General features: G+C 34.1%; 17 protein-coding genes. 11 read left to right on the forward strand and 6 right to left on the reverse strand.

Annotated elements, in window-relative coordinates:
* The first annotated feature begins 488 nt into the window (after nt 1-488).
* The 11 genes from thrS (at nt 489) to C245_RS0120205 (ending at nt 10,749) form a co-directional block, all read left to right on the forward strand.
* Entirely contained in the window at nt 489-2,435 is a 1,947-nt protein-coding gene (gene thrS, locus C245_RS0120155; RefSeq protein WP_017498427.1) for a threonine--tRNA ligase, read from the forward strand.
* A 22-nt stretch (nt 2,436-2,457) separates the two neighbouring features.
* Nucleotides 2,458-3,009, forward strand: coding sequence for a translation initiation factor IF-3 (infC, locus tag C245_RS24050; RefSeq protein ID WP_072974136.1), 552 nt, complete (start codon nt 2,458-2,460; stop codon nt 3,007-3,009).
* Between the two features lie 133 nt (nt 3,010-3,142).
* Nucleotides 3,143-3,340 (forward strand): 50S ribosomal protein L35, encoded by a 198-nt coding sequence (gene rpmI / locus C245_RS0120165; protein ID WP_007810722.1) that lies wholly within the window; start codon nt 3,143-3,145, stop codon nt 3,338-3,340.
* 100 nt (nt 3,341-3,440) lie between these two features.
* Nucleotides 3,441-3,785: a 50S ribosomal protein L20 gene (gene rplT, locus C245_RS0120170; protein WP_017498429.1), complete on the forward strand. Its 345-nt coding sequence runs from the start codon at nt 3,441-3,443 to the stop codon at nt 3,783-3,785.
* A gap of 134 nt (nt 3,786-3,919) precedes the next feature.
* Complete coding sequence (locus C245_RS0120175) at nt 3,920-4,492, forward strand: Crp/Fnr family transcriptional regulator (protein ID WP_017498430.1); 573 nt, start codon at nt 3,920-3,922, stop codon at nt 4,490-4,492.
* A gap of 198 nt (nt 4,493-4,690) precedes the next feature.
* Complete coding sequence (locus C245_RS0120180) at nt 4,691-5,125, forward strand: carboxymuconolactone decarboxylase family protein (protein WP_017498431.1); 435 nt, start codon at nt 4,691-4,693, stop codon at nt 5,123-5,125.
* 169 nt (nt 5,126-5,294) lie between these two features.
* Nucleotides 5,295-7,019: a tetratricopeptide repeat protein gene (locus tag C245_RS0120185; protein WP_081603550.1), complete on the forward strand. Its 1,725-nt coding sequence runs from the start codon at nt 5,295-5,297 to the stop codon at nt 7,017-7,019.
* Between the two features lie 2 nt (nt 7,020-7,021).
* A complete protein-coding gene (locus tag C245_RS0120190; RefSeq protein WP_017498433.1) occupies nt 7,022-8,635 on the forward strand; it encodes a tetratricopeptide repeat protein in 1,614 nt (537 codons plus the stop codon).
* Between the two features lie 174 nt (nt 8,636-8,809).
* Nucleotides 8,810-9,478 carry a response regulator transcription factor gene (locus tag C245_RS0120195; protein ID WP_017498434.1) on the forward strand — a complete coding sequence of 223 codons (669 nt, stop codon included), beginning with the start codon at nt 8,810-8,812 and terminating at the stop codon, nt 9,476-9,478.
* Nucleotides 9,479-9,558: 80 nt separating this feature from the next.
* Nucleotides 9,559-9,813, forward strand: a complete 255-nt coding sequence (locus C245_RS0120200; RefSeq protein WP_017498435.1) for a hypothetical protein — start codon at nt 9,559-9,561, stop codon at nt 9,811-9,813.
* A gap of 132 nt (nt 9,814-9,945) precedes the next feature.
* Nucleotides 9,946-10,749, forward strand: coding sequence for an endonuclease/exonuclease/phosphatase family protein (locus C245_RS0120205; protein ID WP_017498436.1), 804 nt, complete (start codon nt 9,946-9,948; stop codon nt 10,747-10,749).
* Between the two features lies 1 nt (nt 10,750).
* Here C245_RS0120205 and C245_RS0120210 read toward each other — a convergent pair whose 3' ends face one another.
* The 6 genes from C245_RS0120210 to dnaB form a co-directional block, all read right to left on the reverse strand.
* Nucleotides 10,751-12,010: a hypothetical protein gene (locus C245_RS0120210; RefSeq protein ID WP_026110190.1), complete on the reverse strand. Its 1,260-nt coding sequence runs from the start codon at nt 12,008-12,010 to the stop codon at nt 10,751-10,753.
* 338 nt (nt 12,011-12,348) lie between these two features.
* Complete coding sequence (locus C245_RS0120215; RefSeq protein ID WP_017498438.1) at nt 12,349-13,014, reverse strand: response regulator transcription factor; 666 nt, start codon at nt 13,012-13,014, stop codon at nt 12,349-12,351.
* Between the two features lie 114 nt (nt 13,015-13,128).
* Nucleotides 13,129-13,920 (reverse strand): sensor histidine kinase, encoded by a 792-nt coding sequence (locus tag C245_RS0120220; protein ID WP_017498439.1) that lies wholly within the window; start codon nt 13,918-13,920, stop codon nt 13,129-13,131.
* A gap of 1 nt (nt 13,921) precedes the next feature.
* Nucleotides 13,922-14,422, reverse strand: coding sequence for a hypothetical protein (locus C245_RS0120225; RefSeq protein WP_017498440.1), 501 nt, complete (start codon nt 14,420-14,422; stop codon nt 13,922-13,924).
* A gap of 144 nt (nt 14,423-14,566) precedes the next feature.
* Nucleotides 14,567-14,944 carry a hypothetical protein gene (locus tag C245_RS0120230; protein ID WP_017498441.1) on the reverse strand — a complete coding sequence of 126 codons (378 nt, stop codon included), beginning with the start codon at nt 14,942-14,944 and terminating at the stop codon, nt 14,567-14,569.
* A 138-nt stretch (nt 14,945-15,082) separates the two neighbouring features.
* A complete protein-coding gene (gene dnaB / locus C245_RS0120235; protein ID WP_017498442.1) occupies nt 15,083-16,627 on the reverse strand; it encodes a replicative DNA helicase in 1,545 nt (514 codons plus the stop codon).
* Nucleotides 16,628-16,647: the final 20 nt, after the last annotated feature.

A 16,647-nucleotide genomic window follows, 5' to 3' on the forward strand; every position in this document is an offset into this window, starting at 1 on the left:
TTTATCCGCTTTTACAAGCTTTTTTTAAACTTATTTTTAATCTTTTTCGAAACTTCCCCCTAACACTCTGATAACAGCCATTTTACAAACTATCATTCTTTTTAAATTTATAAGATTTTTCCTAAACAACGTCCATTTATCGCATTTTACCCCCTCCACAACATGTTCTTTTTACACCTTTCCTTACATATCCTATCATTATATTATCAAATTTCACCCATACACAACCTCACTCCTCCGTTTTTTGACATCTCCCGCTACCAAGCAACTACTAAAACCCATCTTGAAACAAACATAGCAGACTCCAAAACAACTCCAATCATATTCTTTCCAACTTAACCCGCAACAACACCCTATATTATAGTATACAAAAACAAAGAAAACCAGCCTATCCAATCAACACCTATTATATTATAGTATAAACATGAATTTATATATTGTATGTATTTACGTAATGCGCTATATTTGCATTCACAAAATTATAAACAATGATTAAGATTACTTTACCCGACGGGTCAATTAGAGAGTTCGCTTCAGGCGTAACTCCGATGGAGGTTGCGAAAAGCATTAGTGAAGGATTTGCAAGAAACGTGATTTCTGCATCTTTCAATGGTACAACAATTGAAACCGAAACCCAATTGACGACCGACGGTAGTCTTACTTTATATACCTGGAATGATGCGGAAGGAAAAAAGGCTTTTTGGCATTCCACTTCACACGTAATGGCACAAGCCCTTGAAGAATTGTACCCTGGAATTAAACTAACTCTAGGACCTGCAATTGCAAATGGCTTTTATTACGATGTTGATTTTGAAGATCAAAAAATTACTGACGCTGATTTTAAAAAAATCGAAGATCGTGTTCTTGAAATCTCAAGAGGGAAACATGAATTCAAAATGCGTCCGGTTAGCAAAGCTGACGCTTTAGAAATGTACAAAGACAACGTTTACAAAACGGAACTGATTTCAAATCTTGAAGACGGTACTATTACATTTTGCGACCATGCCACTTTTACTGACCTATGCCGTGGTGGACATATTCCGAATACAGGAATTATCAAAGCCATGAAAGTTATGAGTGTAGCCGGGGCTTACTGGAGAGGTGACGAAAAAAACAAACAATTAACTCGAGTTTATGGAACTTCTTTCCCTAAGCAAAAAGATTTGACTGAATATCTTGAACTTCTTGAAGAAGCTAAACGTCGTGATCACCGTAAACTTGGTAAAGAACTTGAATTGTTTGCTTTTTCTCAGAAAGTTGGACAAGGTTTACCTTTATGGTTACCTAAGGGTGCGGCACTTAGAGATCGTTTAGAGCAATTTTTAAAGAGAGCTCAAAAGAAAGCTGGTTACGAACAAGTTGTTACTCCACATATTGGACAAAAAGAGCTTTATGTTACTTCTGGTCACTATGCGAAATATGGAGCTGACAGTTTTCAGCCTATACACACTCCTGCCGAAGGTGAAGAATTCTTATTAAAACCAATGAACTGTCCTCACCACTGTGAAATCTACAATGTAAGACCTTGGTCCTACAAAGATTTACCAAAACGTTACGCAGAATTCGGTACAGTTTACAGATACGAACAATCTGGTGAGCTACACGGACTAACTCGTGTGAGAGGATTTACTCAGGATGACGCACATATCTTCTGTACTCCGGAACAGTTGGACGAAGAATTCAAAAAGGTAATCGATTTAGTACTTTATGTATTCGGTTCCTTAGGTTTTGAAAACTTTACAGCTCAGATTTCATTGAGAGATCAAGAAAACAGAGAGAAATACATTGGTTCTGATGAGAACTGGGAAAAAGCTGAAAACGCTATTATCAATGCTGCAGCCGACAAAGGACTGAATACGGTTGTAGAATATGGTGAGGCTGCTTTTTATGGTCCGAAACTTGACTTCATGGTTAAAGATGCTTTGGGCAGACAGTGGCAATTAGGAACTATTCAGGTAGATTACAACCTTCCGGAACGTTTTGAATTGACTTATAAAGGTGCCGATAACGAATTACACCGTCCGGTTATGATTCACAGAGCTCCTTTTGGATCAATGGAACGTTTTATCGCAATTTTACTGGAACATACCGCAGGAAATTTCCCACTTTGGTTGATGCCAGAGCAGGCTATAATCTTGTCTTTGAGCGAGAAATACGAAATATATGCTAAAAAAGTTTTAGATTTGCTAGAAAATCACGAAATTCGCGCCCTAATTGACAACCGAAACGAGACTATCGGTAAGAAAATTAGAGATGCTGAGATGCAAAAAACTCCATTTATGCTAATTGTAGGTGAGGAAGAGGAGAAAAACGGAACAGTTTCTATCCGTCGTCATGGGCAAGAAGGAAAAGGTAATATTACAGTTACAATCGATGAATTTGTCGCTATTGTAAACGAAGAAATAAAAAAGACATTAAAAGTTTTTACAGTTTAACTTAAATTATAAAGTCATAGCAATAAGAAGCAACAGAGGTTACCAACCTCGAGTAGAAAAAAAGGATGCCCACAGAATAAACAATAATATTCGTGGCGTACAAGAAGTAAGATTAGTAGGCGAAAACATCGAACCTGGTGTATTTAAGCTTGCTGAAGCTTTACGATTAGCAGATCAATTTGAACTTGATTTAGTTGAGATCTCGCCAAACGCTGAGCCACCGGTTTGTAAAATCATGGATTACAAGAAATTCGTTTACGAACAAAAGAAACGTGATAAGGTGTTAAAAGCTAAGTCTACGCAAGTTGTCGTAAAAGAAATTCGATTCGGTCCTCAAACGGATGAGCATGATTACGAATTTAAAAGAAAAAATGCGGAGAAGTTCCTGAAAGAAGGTGCTAAACTAAAAGCATTTGTATTCTTTAAAGGACGTTCTATCATCTATAAAGATCAAGGTCAAATCTTACTTTTACGTTTGGCAACAGACCTTGAAGAGCACGGTAAAGTTGAAGCGATGCCTGTTTTGGAAGGAAAGAGAATGATTATGTTCATTGCTCCGAAGAAGAAAAAATAATTATTTGCTTTAAGCAATAAGCAATAAGCTTTAAGCAGGAGTTTAAATAAACTATTTGCTTAAAGCTTAAAGCCTAAAGCCTAAAGCTTTTGAAGATATAAGTAAGTAAGAATAAATTAAAACACTAGGAAAAATGCCTAAAATGAAAACAAAATCTAGCGCCAAGAAACGTTTCAAAGTTACTGGTTCTGGAAAGATTAAAAGAAAGCATGCTTTTAAAAGTCACATCTTGACTAAAAAATCTAAAAAACGTAAATTAGCTTTGACACACTCAGCGCTAGTTCACTCAACAGATATGAAAAGCATCAAACAACAATTAAGAATTATCTAATAATTCTTTAGGTTTAAAATTATTTATATAACCTTGGAGTATGGCTTTTAAGTTCCTTTGATTCAATTCAGGACGCCTGCTACAAAAACACATTAAAATTATGCCAAGATCGGTAAATTCAGTTGCTAAAAGAGCAAGAAGAAAAAAAATAATGAAGCAAGCCAAAGGTTTCTTTGGTAGACGTAAAAACGTTTGGACAGTTGCTAAGAATGCGGTAGAGAAAGCGATGAGCTACGCTTACCGTGACAGAAAACAGAATAAAAGAAATTTCCGTGCTTTATGGATTCAACGTATCAACGCTGGAGCTAGATTAGAAGGAATGTCTTATTCTCAATTCATGGGGAAAGTAAAAGCTAACGGAATCGAATTGAACCGTAAAGTTCTTGCAGATTTAGCGATGAACCACCCTGAAGCTTTCAAAGCAATACTTAATAAAGTAAAATAAACGTTTTATAAACTCAATTTAGATTACTTACTTATCATAGAAAAACCATCCCGCTGAAACGGGATGGTTTTTTGCTTTATACCCGTTTGCTAAATTCTAATTTTTAAAACTACATTTGTATAAAACTTATAGCAATGTACACTGCTCTTTTTGCACACATCGAAAAATTTGTAACTCTTGAAGCTTCTGAGATTGATCTCCTAGAATCAGTTTTAAGTTTATCAAATATTAAAAAGAAAGATCACGTACTTCGGGAAGGTCAAGTATGCAACACTCTTTATTTTATCGTTAAAGGATGCATGCGTCAATACATTATTAATTCGAAAGGGACGGAACAAACTCTTCAATTTGGAATTGAAAGCTGGTGGATTACCGATTACTTAAGTTATCACAACCACGTTCCTTCTCATTTTTATATTCAGGCTGTAGAGAATTCTGAGGTTATTGCCTTAGAACAATCCGTACTGGAGTCTGTACTAATTCAAGTTCCGAAATTGGAGCGCTACTTTCGCATTGTATCCCAGAAGTCATTTGGAGCTGCACAAATGCGAATTAAGTTTCTATTCACCATGTCTGCAGAGGAAAGGTATCATCATTTCAATAACCTCAATCCTGAGTTTGTTCAGCGCGTTCCTCAATATATGCTTGCCTCCTATCTTGATTTTTCGGCTGAATTTATGAGTAAAATCAGGGCTGGAAAAGTTTAATTCTGAAAAACAAGGGCTCTCAGACACTAAGCTACTTTTGGTTTTAGAGTATCAAAAAAATAAATCCTGTTCTTTTACACATCGTTAGCGAACTCAGAACCTTAGTATTTCAGCAACTCGATAATTTTCTTGAAGTAGTTCAAGTTTTTCAAAAATGATATATATGATCTTTGTATCAAACTTTTAAAAACACTTCAAATGAAACCAAGAATCGTTATTCCAACAGTTGCTCCTCAAGCGTACCAAGCATTACTTAATTTAGAAAAATACATTTCTACTACTTCACTTACACCTGTACACAAAGAATTAATTAAAATTCGCGCTTCTCAAATAAACGGCTGTGCGCATTGCATTAATATGCATACCACCGATGCCAGAAAACAGGGTATATCAGAACAGTATATTTATTTACTTAGCGCCTGGCGCGATACGGATATTTATACTGAGGAGGAAAAAGCAATTTTAGCTCTGACGGAAGAAGTAACACTAATTAGCCATCACGTTTCTGATGAAACCTATCAAAATGCTGCAAGCCTATTCAATGATCAGTACCTTGCCGAAATTATCCTGACTATTATTACTATTAACTCCTGGAATAGAATTGCTATCACAACAGGATTAAGAGTTTCATAACTGTTCCAGAAATAAATAATACTCCACAATACAAAAAAAAGCTTTCAGGCATGAAAGCTTTTTTTTATGTATTTAACTGAAAATCAAGCATGAAAAATAAAATCAAAATTTATGGAAAAACAGGTATTTATACGCTTTTTTAAGAACTTTAATTCTTTACTTTTGGCGCATGATACCTTACAGAATGCGCGTTTTCCTATTTATTATATTCACTATTTTATCCTTGCAATTCTGTCAGAAAAAAACCTCAAATACTCCCAGACCAAAAAATACAAAACCCGAAATTGAACAAGCGATACTAACTGCAGATCGCTTTTACAGCCAAAAAGAATTTGACAGCGCTTTTTTTTATTACAACAAACTACGGTCGATCTGCAATCCGGTAACAGATTCGGAAAACTACATTACTTCTCTGAACCGCATGGCAGAAATACAGCAAGATCAAGCTGATTATGCAGGTAGCGAAAATACCATTAAAGAAATACTGCCTTATCTGAAGTATGCAAAAAAGCAATCTCAGATATGGAACACCTATGTCATTTTAAGTATCAATTATCTGAATACGTACGATTACAAGAATGCTATACGCTACAATCAAAAGGCACTGCAGCTACAAACTGAAGAATGGAGAAAACTGGCCGCAAAAAACAACATGGCTGTTATCTTAATGGAAGAAGGAAAATACAATGAGGCTCTCCAGATCTTCCTGTCTTTGACAACAAAAAAAGAAGTTCTTAATAATAATGAGTTTCAAGGGAAAGCACTGGACAATATTGGATTCTGCTACTTTAAAATATACCATTCAGATAAAGCTCTGTATTATTTCCAAAAAAGTCTTGAAATAAGGAAAAAACAAAACGATTCTTTCGGTTTGGGGAAAAGCTATCTGCATTTTGCTAAATTTTACGAAGAAAGCAATCTGTTATTAGCCAAAAAATACATGCATTTAAGCTATGAGAAATTTACTCTTGCCCACACTATCGACGAGCGTCTGTCTTCTTTAAAACTAATTATCAAGAATAGCTCTGATCGTGAATTAAAAAAATATTCTATTGTTTATGTAAATCTAATCGACAGCATTTTTGAAGTTAAACAAAAAGCTAAAAATCAATATGCCAAAATTAAATACGACTCGACAAAAGAGAAGAATGAAAATTTAAGACTAAAAACATACAAAGTCGAAAATGAAATACAAATAGAAAAGCAACGAAACAGAAACATTTTCTCCTATATCATAATTACCCTTAGTTTAAGTTTAGTCACTGTACTTTATTTCTACCTGACTTCAAAAGGAAATAAAGAGAAAATAGAAGCTACTTATAAAAGTGAAACCCGGATCGCAAAAAAACTTCATGATGAATTAGCCAACGACATTTATCACACGATGGCTTTTACTGAAAGCAAAAATCTTTCTATAAAGGAGAATAAAACACAATTATTAAACAACCTGGAAGCCATATATTCCCGAACCCGAAATATATCTAAAGAGAACAATCAAATTATAACTTCAGAAGATTTCATTCTTAATTTAGAGGAAATGATTGAAGGATTTAATACTCCCGTCATTCATATTTTTGTAAATGACTTAGAAACTATAGATTGGAACGAAATTGAAAAGAATAAAAAGATGACTGTTTACAGAACAGTACAGGAGTTGCTTGTAAATATGAAAAAACATAGCGCCGCAACTCTTGTTACGATCACCTTTAAAAAAACAGATCAAAATGTAATGATAACCTATACTGACAATGGAATAGGAATCGACCTTGCTGCCATAAAATTTCAAAATGGCCTTTATAATATAGAAAACAAAATTCTGTCAATAAAAGGAGAAATCTTTATTGATTCTACTCCCGAAAAAGGGTTTAAAGTTTTTATTAATTTTCCAGCTTAAAAATGAAGAAGCCACTTTACTTTCTTCATAGAAGAGTTTTTTTACAGCGTTTGATACTACTGCTATCAATAGCAATAGCCGGTATAACGTTATTGCAATCCGACGAGTTCAACACACCATCAGATTCTGGTCAAAAGAATAATTCAGCAGAAATTCTAAAATTTTCAGATCTGGCCGACTCTTTATATGATGCTTATAAATTGGACAGTTCTTACTATTACTACAATAAGGCCAAGCTTCTTTGTAATCCAAAAATCAATACTATTGATTATGTTTACACTTTGTACTCGATGTCTCAAATCAAATACGATCAGGGGGATTATATTACCAGTGAAGCACATGCAACCGAAGCTTTACCTTACTTAAAGTATATTAAAAATCCAAGACATGCATCAATTCTTTACAATCAACTAGGAATTAACTACTCTAATACCTATAACTATAGTGATGCCATTCTTTATCTAAAAAAAGCGATACATCTAAAATCAAGTACCTGGAGAAGATATATGGCTTTAAACAATCTGGCTACTGTTTATATGGATCAACATCGATATAAGGAAGCAGAACAAATTTTATTTATCCTATCGACACAAAAAAGAACTTCAAATTATGAAGATATTGATAAAGATAATTATGCCCGGGCAATTGATAATTTAGGTCTGTGTTATTTTAGATTGGGAGATTCCGAAAAAGCACTCAAATATGTAAATGAAGCTTTAAAGATCCGACTCTCACTCTCGTCAGAATACGAATACTCATTGGTTGGAATTTACAGACATCTTTGCCTTTTTTACATGAAAACCAATCCTAAGTTAGCAAAGGAATACGCTCTAAAATCACATAAAGTAGCCACAAAAATAAAGATACTGACGGACAGAATTAGTTCGCTATCACTATTAATTAAAACCAGCGAGGGATCGGATCTAAAAAAATACTCCTTATCCTATATTAAACTTATTGACAGCATTACTCATGCAAGGTGTAAAACAAAGAATCAATTCACCAATATTAAATATATATCCCGAATAGACAAAACAGAGAACCTACAGCTTAAAGCACAAAAAGCAGAAAATGACCTGGAGCTGGCGAGGCAAAAAAGACGCAACATCTATTTGTATATGATCATTGTACTTATTCTAAGTCTTATTGCTTTTGTTTACTTCTATCTCAAATCAAAAGGAACAAAACAAAAAGACGATGCTGTTTTTGAGAGTGAAATACGAATATCACAAAAATTGAAAGATGAACTTACCAATGATGTGTATCACAGCTTAACGTTTGCTGAAACTGTTGATTTGGAAAAACGGGAGAATAAAGAAAGACTTTTAAATAATTTACATGCGATTTACACCAAAACCCGAAACATTTCGAAAGAAAATGGCTCGGTACCTACAAATGAAAGCTACTCCAACTCTTTAAAAGAAATGATTTCAGGATTTAAAACTGCCGATTTAAACATTATTCTCAATGGTTTTGATGCAATTTCCTGGAACGAACTTGAAAAAAGTAAAAAAATTATACTTTACAGAATCATTCAGGAGCTATTTGTGAACATGAAAAAGCACAGTCAGGCGACATTAGTTAGTCTTACTTTTAAAAATTTTGAAAAAAAATAGTTATAATTTACAGTGACAACGGGGTCGGAGCCTATAATAGATCAATAATTTTAAAAAATGGACTACAAAATGTGGAAAACCGTATTAAAACCATAAATGGAAATATTATTTTTGACTCCAATTCTAAAACAGGTTTTAAATTAAGTTTCAATTTCCCCAAATAAACAAAGTAATATGTTCAAAAAAGTTTTAGTTGCCGAAGATTTAGACAGTATCAGCATTGCCGTAATTCAAGCACTTGAAGAACTCAACGTTCCTGTAATTGACCATGTCAAATATTGCGACGACGGATTAAATAAAGTAAAAAAAGCTATTATGGATAATGAGCCATATGATTTATTAATCACTGATTTATCTTTTAAAAAAGATCATCGTAAAACTATTTTAAACGGTGGTGAAGAATTAATCGAAGCGATTAATGAAGTTCAGCCTAAAATAAAAAAGATAGTATTTTCTATAGAAGATAAATCTTATCGTATAAAATCTCTTTTTTATGATTTAGGTATTAGTGCTTATGTTTCTAAAGGACGTAATAGTATCGTCGAATTAAAAAAAGCAATTGAAGGAACTTTTAGAAATGAAGAGAAAATACTTTCTTCGGATTTGTCATTTAATTTCAACGAAAAATCATTGTTTGAAATTGAATCGTACGACATTTCAATCTTAAAACTTCTGTCGCAAGGCTATATTTTAGATAACATATCAAACGAATTTAAAGCGACTTCGATCACTCCAAACGGAACCAGTAGTATCGAAAAACGCATTAATAAACTAAAGATTTACTTTAAGGCAAACAACAATGTGCATTTAATTGCTATTGCAAAAGATTTTGGCCTGATTTAATTTTTAACCGGTTTTACGGTTTCCCGTAAGGAAATGTTTTTTAATAAATCTATTTTTGTCTGTAATCTATTAGTCAACTAATGAAAATCAAATACAAAAATAGCTCTAAAAGAAATTTTCTACAGATTTTTGTTTCGAAGATTAATACAACTAAAAACAAGATCATAATGAAAACAATGTTACTTTGTCTTTTTCTATCCTTAAGTTTTGCTTTCGTTTCTGAAAAAACAGGATGGCTGGAAGTAGATTGGAAAATTATTTTTATTCCGGCTCTGCTTGTTTTGCAAATCATTATAATTGGTACTGCTCTAAAAAACAGGTATAAAAAGCATTAATCTTAAATTTATTGATGCTGAAATTTCAATGAGAATCTTTTTTAAGACAGATTCTCATTGAAACTAAAAACAGAATTCGACTAAACAGTAATCGAATTTTGAAATGCCTATATTTGAATTTTTAAATACAGCATGAAATACTTATTAAGTCTTACTTTCTTCCTTTTTTCTGTTCTCACGTACTCGCAAACTAAAATTCTATCCTGGAATATTGAGAACTTAGGAAAATCAAAATCCGAATCAGAACTGAATTTCATTGCAAATACTGTTCTTGCTTATGATATTATCGCAATTCAGGAAGTTGTTGCCGGATATGGCGGTTCGCAGGCTGTTGCAAAACTTGCTGCAATTTTAAACAATAAGGGATCAAAATGGGATTATACGATAAGTAATCCAACAAGCGGAAACAGTTATAAAACCGAACGATACGCTTATATCTGGAAAACCAGTAAAGTAAAACTGAAAGGAAATGCCTGGCTGGAAAAAAAATACCATTCAGAAATTGATCGCGAGCCTTATCTGGGTACTTTTGAAATCAATAAAAAGAGCATTACTTTAGTCAATTTTCATGCTATCACTAAGACGAAGCAACCAGAGAAGGAAATTAAATATTTTAAATTTCTGCCTGAGCAATATTCCAATTTAAATTTGGTGTTTGTTGGTGATTTCAACTGCCCGCAATCTCACTCTGTATTTACTCCATTAAAAAAATTGGGATACAATTCCACTTTACAGAATCAAAAGACTACTTTAAAACAACAATGCAAAGAAACCGTTTGTCTGGCATCAGAATTTGATAATATTTTTTATCATAAAAAGTCCGTAAACTATATAAACTCCGGTATTGTTTCGTTCTATAAAAACTTTAATTCGCTACAGGAAGCCCGAAAAATATCCGATCATATTCCAATCTGGATTGAATTTTCACTGAACTAAATTATGTTTTCAGCTTTTTCTTTCTTGCTGCAGGAAACAGAACATTATTTAAAATGAGACGGTAACCCGGAGAGTTTGGGTGTAAATCTAAAACGGTAGGCGGGTCTCCAACCTGATGCTGAAAATCTTCAGGATCATGTCCTCCAAAAAAAGTAAACATTCCTTTTCCTTTCTCGCCGTGAATGTATCTTGATTCTCCATTCAATTCACAAGTCCCCATTATCAGGACATTTGATTTTATCAAATCGGTATCAAATGCAGTCGTCTGCCCCATAAAGCCTTTTACCAATTGTGTATGATTCTGGCACAACATACTGGGAATCGGATCCCATTTTGCTGAAAACTCCATTAAAGTAAAATAATCTTTCTCCATAGGAATTCTGCGTTTTCCAGTCATATCAATATCTGAAAATTCATATACCTCCGGTCTTCGTTCCAAAGTAAAATCTTTAAAGGCAAATGAATTTCCGTAATTCAATTTTGACTGATAATTGGATTCACTGGCATCTCCATCAAACATGGCTTCACAAATATCAACTCCATCAGCCGAAAGTGCAATATCAAAACTATCTGTTGCAGAACACATGGCAAACATAAATCCACCACCAATTACAAAATCTCTAATCTTTTTTGCAACTGCTCCTTTTTCCTGAGACACTTTAGGATATCCTAATTTTGCAGCCAGAGCCTCGGCATCTTTTTTTTGTTCAATGTACCAGGGTGTATTTTTATACGCAGAGTAAAATTTACCATATTGTCCGGTAAAATCTTCATGGTGTAAATGCAGCCAATCATAAAGAAGCAACTGATCACTTAAAACCTCTTCATCGTAAATTGGTGTAAAAGGAATTTCGGCATACGTTAAAACTAAAGTTACGGCGTCGTCCCAAGGTTGTTTCCCTTTTGGGGTATAAACAGCAATTTTAGGTGCTTTTTCTAAAATAACAGATTCCATATTTTGGGAGGGGCTTGAAATATCGTTTAATATCGAAGCCTCCTCAGCATCTGAAAGAACTTCAAAACTTACTCCTCTAATTTTACATTCTTTACGAATTTCATCGGCATCCGGGAGTAAAAATGAGCCCCCACGATAATTTAACAACCAGCTTGCTTTATAGTCTCTACTTAAACACCAATAGGTAATTCCGTATGCTTTAAGATGATTCTGCTGTGTGGTTTCGTCCATCGGAAGTAAGATAAACGAGGCTTTTGCCGTGAATGAAAGTAGCAATATGAAAATATAAACTAAGCACTTCTTCATTAGAAAATTATTTTAGTAAAGATATAAAGGAACCTTCAAAAAACACCACTGTTCTTTCGCTTTTATAGGTAGATAAATGTTAAAAAAATACCTGAAAATAATTAAATACACGGCTAAAATCACGTAGAAACACCTATTTTGCAACAGCACATTATTCTTACATTTGCTGTCCCCCGGGCGTAAATTTAATCAATGAAAAAGACAAAGGCATGAAGCTTAATGATAGCAACCAAGAACCTAAGGGATTAAGTATGATACAAAAAATAGGAATAGTTATACTCGTACTTATTATAATTTTATACTACGTACTCTCCATTCAATATTTAGCAAGCTTAGATTTACAGCGTTAAAACAGCGATTTCATTCTGAATCGCATATACTACTAAACCGGCTATATTCTTGGATTCTGTTTTAAGCAATAAGTTGTTACGGTGCCCTTCTACGGTTCTGGGACTTAAGTAAAGATGATCTGCAATTTCTGAAGTTGTTTTTTGCTGGCAAATAAGCTGAAGTATTTCTATTTCCCGTTGTGAAAGAAAACCGGTTTCCAGATTTCCTTTTGAAGTTTTACTGGAAATAATAGTTTCCTGAATGGTTTGCAGCACGCTTTCATTATAGTAAAACCCTTTTTTTGCTACTTGATTGATGGTATGAATTAAATCTTTTGGAGTAGTATTTTTTATCAAATAAGCCACAGCTCCCACCTGAATCATATTGGCAATAAATGATTTTGTATCATAGCTGGTTAGCGCAATAATTTTAATTTCGGGAAATGATTTCCGGATAATTTTTGTAGCCTCGACACCATTTAAAATGGGCATTTTCAAATCCATGATAATAATATCAGGTTTGATCACGCTGTTGTCTAAATTTAACAGAAGTTCTTCTCCGTTTGATGCTTCAAAAATAATATCGATATTATCTTCTCTTTGCAATAAAAAAGAAATTCCTTTACGGAACAAAACTTCGTCATCTACTAAAGCAATTTTAATAGCGGCACTCATTTGATTTTTTGTTTTTGGTCTTTTGGTACACCGAAATTACAAAATATGAATCAGAAAAGAGTACTACAACCACAATATATTAGGTAAAAACCTATTTTATTGTCCTTTTTTAACCTAAAAAGTAAAAACTACGCTAATACCTTTACCAATTTCCGAATGAATTTCGATTGTTCCTTTCAAAAACGAAATACGGCTATCCATATTTTTCATACCCAATCCTTTCTGATTTTCGGTATTTTCGCTGTCAAAACCAATTCCATTATCTTTATAATAACAAGTCTGAATCTCATTTTCTACTTTAAAATCGATCCAAATTTCGGTCGCTTTTCCATGGCGCAAAGAATTGTTCATTAATTCCTGCAGGATTCGAAAAATATGCAAATGTCGGTCATTATGATTCGAGTCAAAATCAATTCCATTATGATAATGCACTTTTACTGCCTTAGAACTTTCAAATTCGTCACAAAGTTCCTGAACTCCGGCATTCAAACCAAACTTTTCAAAAACCGGGGGTAATAAATTATGCGCAATTTTCCTGGAATTCTCTAATGCTTTAGCCGTTAGACTTATAATTGTATCCGTAATTTCATTTGTCTCGCCCTCCGTTAAATTTGGGGAGGATAGTAAATGTGAATTTAATGAAACTATATTGAGCTTAGAACTGATGTCATCATGTAAATCCTGAGCAATTCTTTTTCGCTCTTCTTCCTGCGTAACAATAACTGCATGCAATTGTTCCTTTCGATACTGAATTTCCAAATCTCTTTTCTCTACTTCCTTCTGAATAATTTTCTTTCTCGAAAAATAAAAGAAGGCTACTAAGAAAAATGCCACAACCATAAAAAAACATGACGTGTACAAGATGATGGCAACTATCTCTTTTTCGTAAACCGGGCTTCCACTCATATCATATCTGATTATTAATTTTATTTTTTGGATTAAAACTTACTTTCCATTCGTACAAAATAAATAGATAATACAACAGTACGAAAAAAGCATTTAGTCTCCATGTAAAATATTTTAAATCATCGCTTAATCCGAGGGTAAGATTACCCACTAAAAAAAGGACCGTACTGACTAACAAATAAGAAGACAATCCCACTGTAAAATAATAGTACTTCCTGTCATCGGTCAGCATATTATAAAAATGCAATAAAGCATATACAACACTTAGTAAAGAAGTCGCCGTAATGGCAAACAAATTAAATTTAAAAAATTGTTCTGTATTAATCAAACACTGGACGGCCAAAACGAACAACATTAAAGTCAGACTCCAGTTTACAAATGCTTTTTGTCTTTTTAGTCCTAAAATTGATTTGTAAAACAGTCCTAATAAAACCATTTGACCAATAAAATAGGTGTTTACAAAAAATAAATTTTCAATCTGAAAACGGTATAACAGCTCCATCGTGAATTGAATAACACATAAAAACACGACATAAACTGTAAAAAAAACATTAGCTTTTTCCCGTAGGAAAAAGCTATATGTATATAAAATCAGGTTAAGTAAGAGCACCAAATAACCTGAATATATTAGAAAATTATCCATCAATTATTGATTCATTGGACTATCCGGGTCAGTGTATGGAGGACAAGGACGAGAAGCATCGTAAAGTACATCTTCACCATCTCCGGCAGTTCTTGCTCCAGCTGCGGCTAGCTGTTTTTTGAAAACATCTACATAAACACCTGTTTTTGGATCTAGTTTTGTACCCACAAGCATTAAGTTTTGCTCTCCGGCGTTATTAATCCCTACATAAGCACGTACGGCATCAATATCCTGATCTAACACCAGCTTGATACTTTCTAACGGAATTAAATAAGCATCTACTTTTCCTTTACCTTCCTGAGACTTTCGAAATTTCCGAGCCCATTCCTGACCAACAGCCAAACTGACTTCAACTGATCCTAATTTTTTTTCTTCTGACATAATTTAAATTTGTTTTTGGGTTAAAATTTAATTCATTAATCGCTTTACGCAATTGTTTAGCTAAACTACAGAATTTTCTAGGAAAAGTATTAATATAAAAGCATAAAAAAAGCCTCAAAATGAGGCTAAATTGTTTTATTAAAACGGAACATCGTTGTCGTCGTCGTCGTCATTTAAATTACTTCCGAAAGCTTCATTAGCTGAAGGCAGACTTTTAGTGATGAAAGAATTATCGTCATGATTCATTTTTGACGGCAAATCGTCATAACTACCTGAAAAATCATCCAGATTATCAAACTTTCCAAGATGTCCTAAGAATTTCAATCGAATGTTTTCAATACCCCCGTTACGGTGTTTGGCGATCATAATCTCTGCCTGACCTGCAGTTGGAGATGCTTCATCGTCATCCCACTCTTCAATTTTGTAGTATTCCGGTCGGTATAAAAACGAAACGATATCGGCATCCTGCTCAATAGCTCCAGATTCACGAAGATCCGAAAGCAACGGACGTTTACTGGATCCACGCGTTTCAACTGCACGCGATAACTGCGAAAGTGCAATTACCGGAACGTTTAGCTCTTTTGCAAGGGCTTTTAAGTTTCGGGAAATGGTAGAAATCTCCTGTTCACGATTTCCTCCTCCTTTATTATTTCCTCCGGCAGTCATCAGCTGCAAATAATCAATAATAATAATTTTAATTCCGTGCTGTGAAGCCAGACGACGGCATTTTGCTCTCAAGTCAAAAATAGAAAGCGAAGGTGTATCATCAATAAACAAAGGTGCTTTTTCCAGATCTTTTACCTTGGTACTCAACATTTCCCATTCGTGGGGTTCTAATTTACCGGTACGAAGTTTTTCCGATGACAATCCTGTTTCTGACGAAATTAACCTTGTAATCAACTGAACGGATGCCATCTCCAGAGAGAATAAGGCCACCCCATGCCCATATTGAATGGCTATATTTCTCGCCATTGAAAGTACGAAGGCCGTTTTTCCCATCGCAGGTCTCGCCGCGATAATAATTAAATCACTAGGCTGCCATCCCGAAGTCAGTTTATCCAGATTATGAAAACCGGTTTCTACACCACTCAATCCTTCCTTTTTCGCAATCTCTTCAATCTTCTTTTTAGCCTGAAGTACTAAACTCTGAGCAGTTTCAGAACTACGTTTGATATTTCCTTGTGTTACTTCATACAGTTTAGATTCGGCCTGATCCAGCAAATCAAACACGTCTGCCGTTTCATCGTAAGAGGCTTCGATAATTTCGGACGAAATTCGAATTAAACTTCTTTGAATGAATTTTTGAAGAATAATACGAGAGTGGAATTCGATATGCGCAGAAGAAGCAATTTTTTGAGTAAGCTGAATTAAATAAAAATCTCCTCCGGCTAACTCCAATTTTCCATTCTTCTTCAATTGTGCCGAAACTGTCAGCAAATCGATTGGCTGTGTTTCGGTAAAAAGCTGAACGATCGCTTCAAAAATAAATTTATGTGCATCTTTATAAAAAGCATCAGCCTGCAAAATATCAATTACATCATCAACCCCCTTTTTATCAATCATCATCGCCCCAAGAACAGCCTCCTCCAATTCAAGCACTTGCGGCGGAAGTTTTCCTTTTTCTAAATTAATAATTGTGGTTTTATCTACCTTTACAGGATTTACATTCTTGAAATTTTCCATATAGCGAAAGTAACAAAATT

It is taken from the genome of Flavobacterium sp. WG21, assembly GCF_000335775.1.
Classification (GTDB): domain Bacteria; phylum Bacteroidota; class Bacteroidia; order Flavobacteriales; family Flavobacteriaceae; genus Flavobacterium; species Flavobacterium tructae.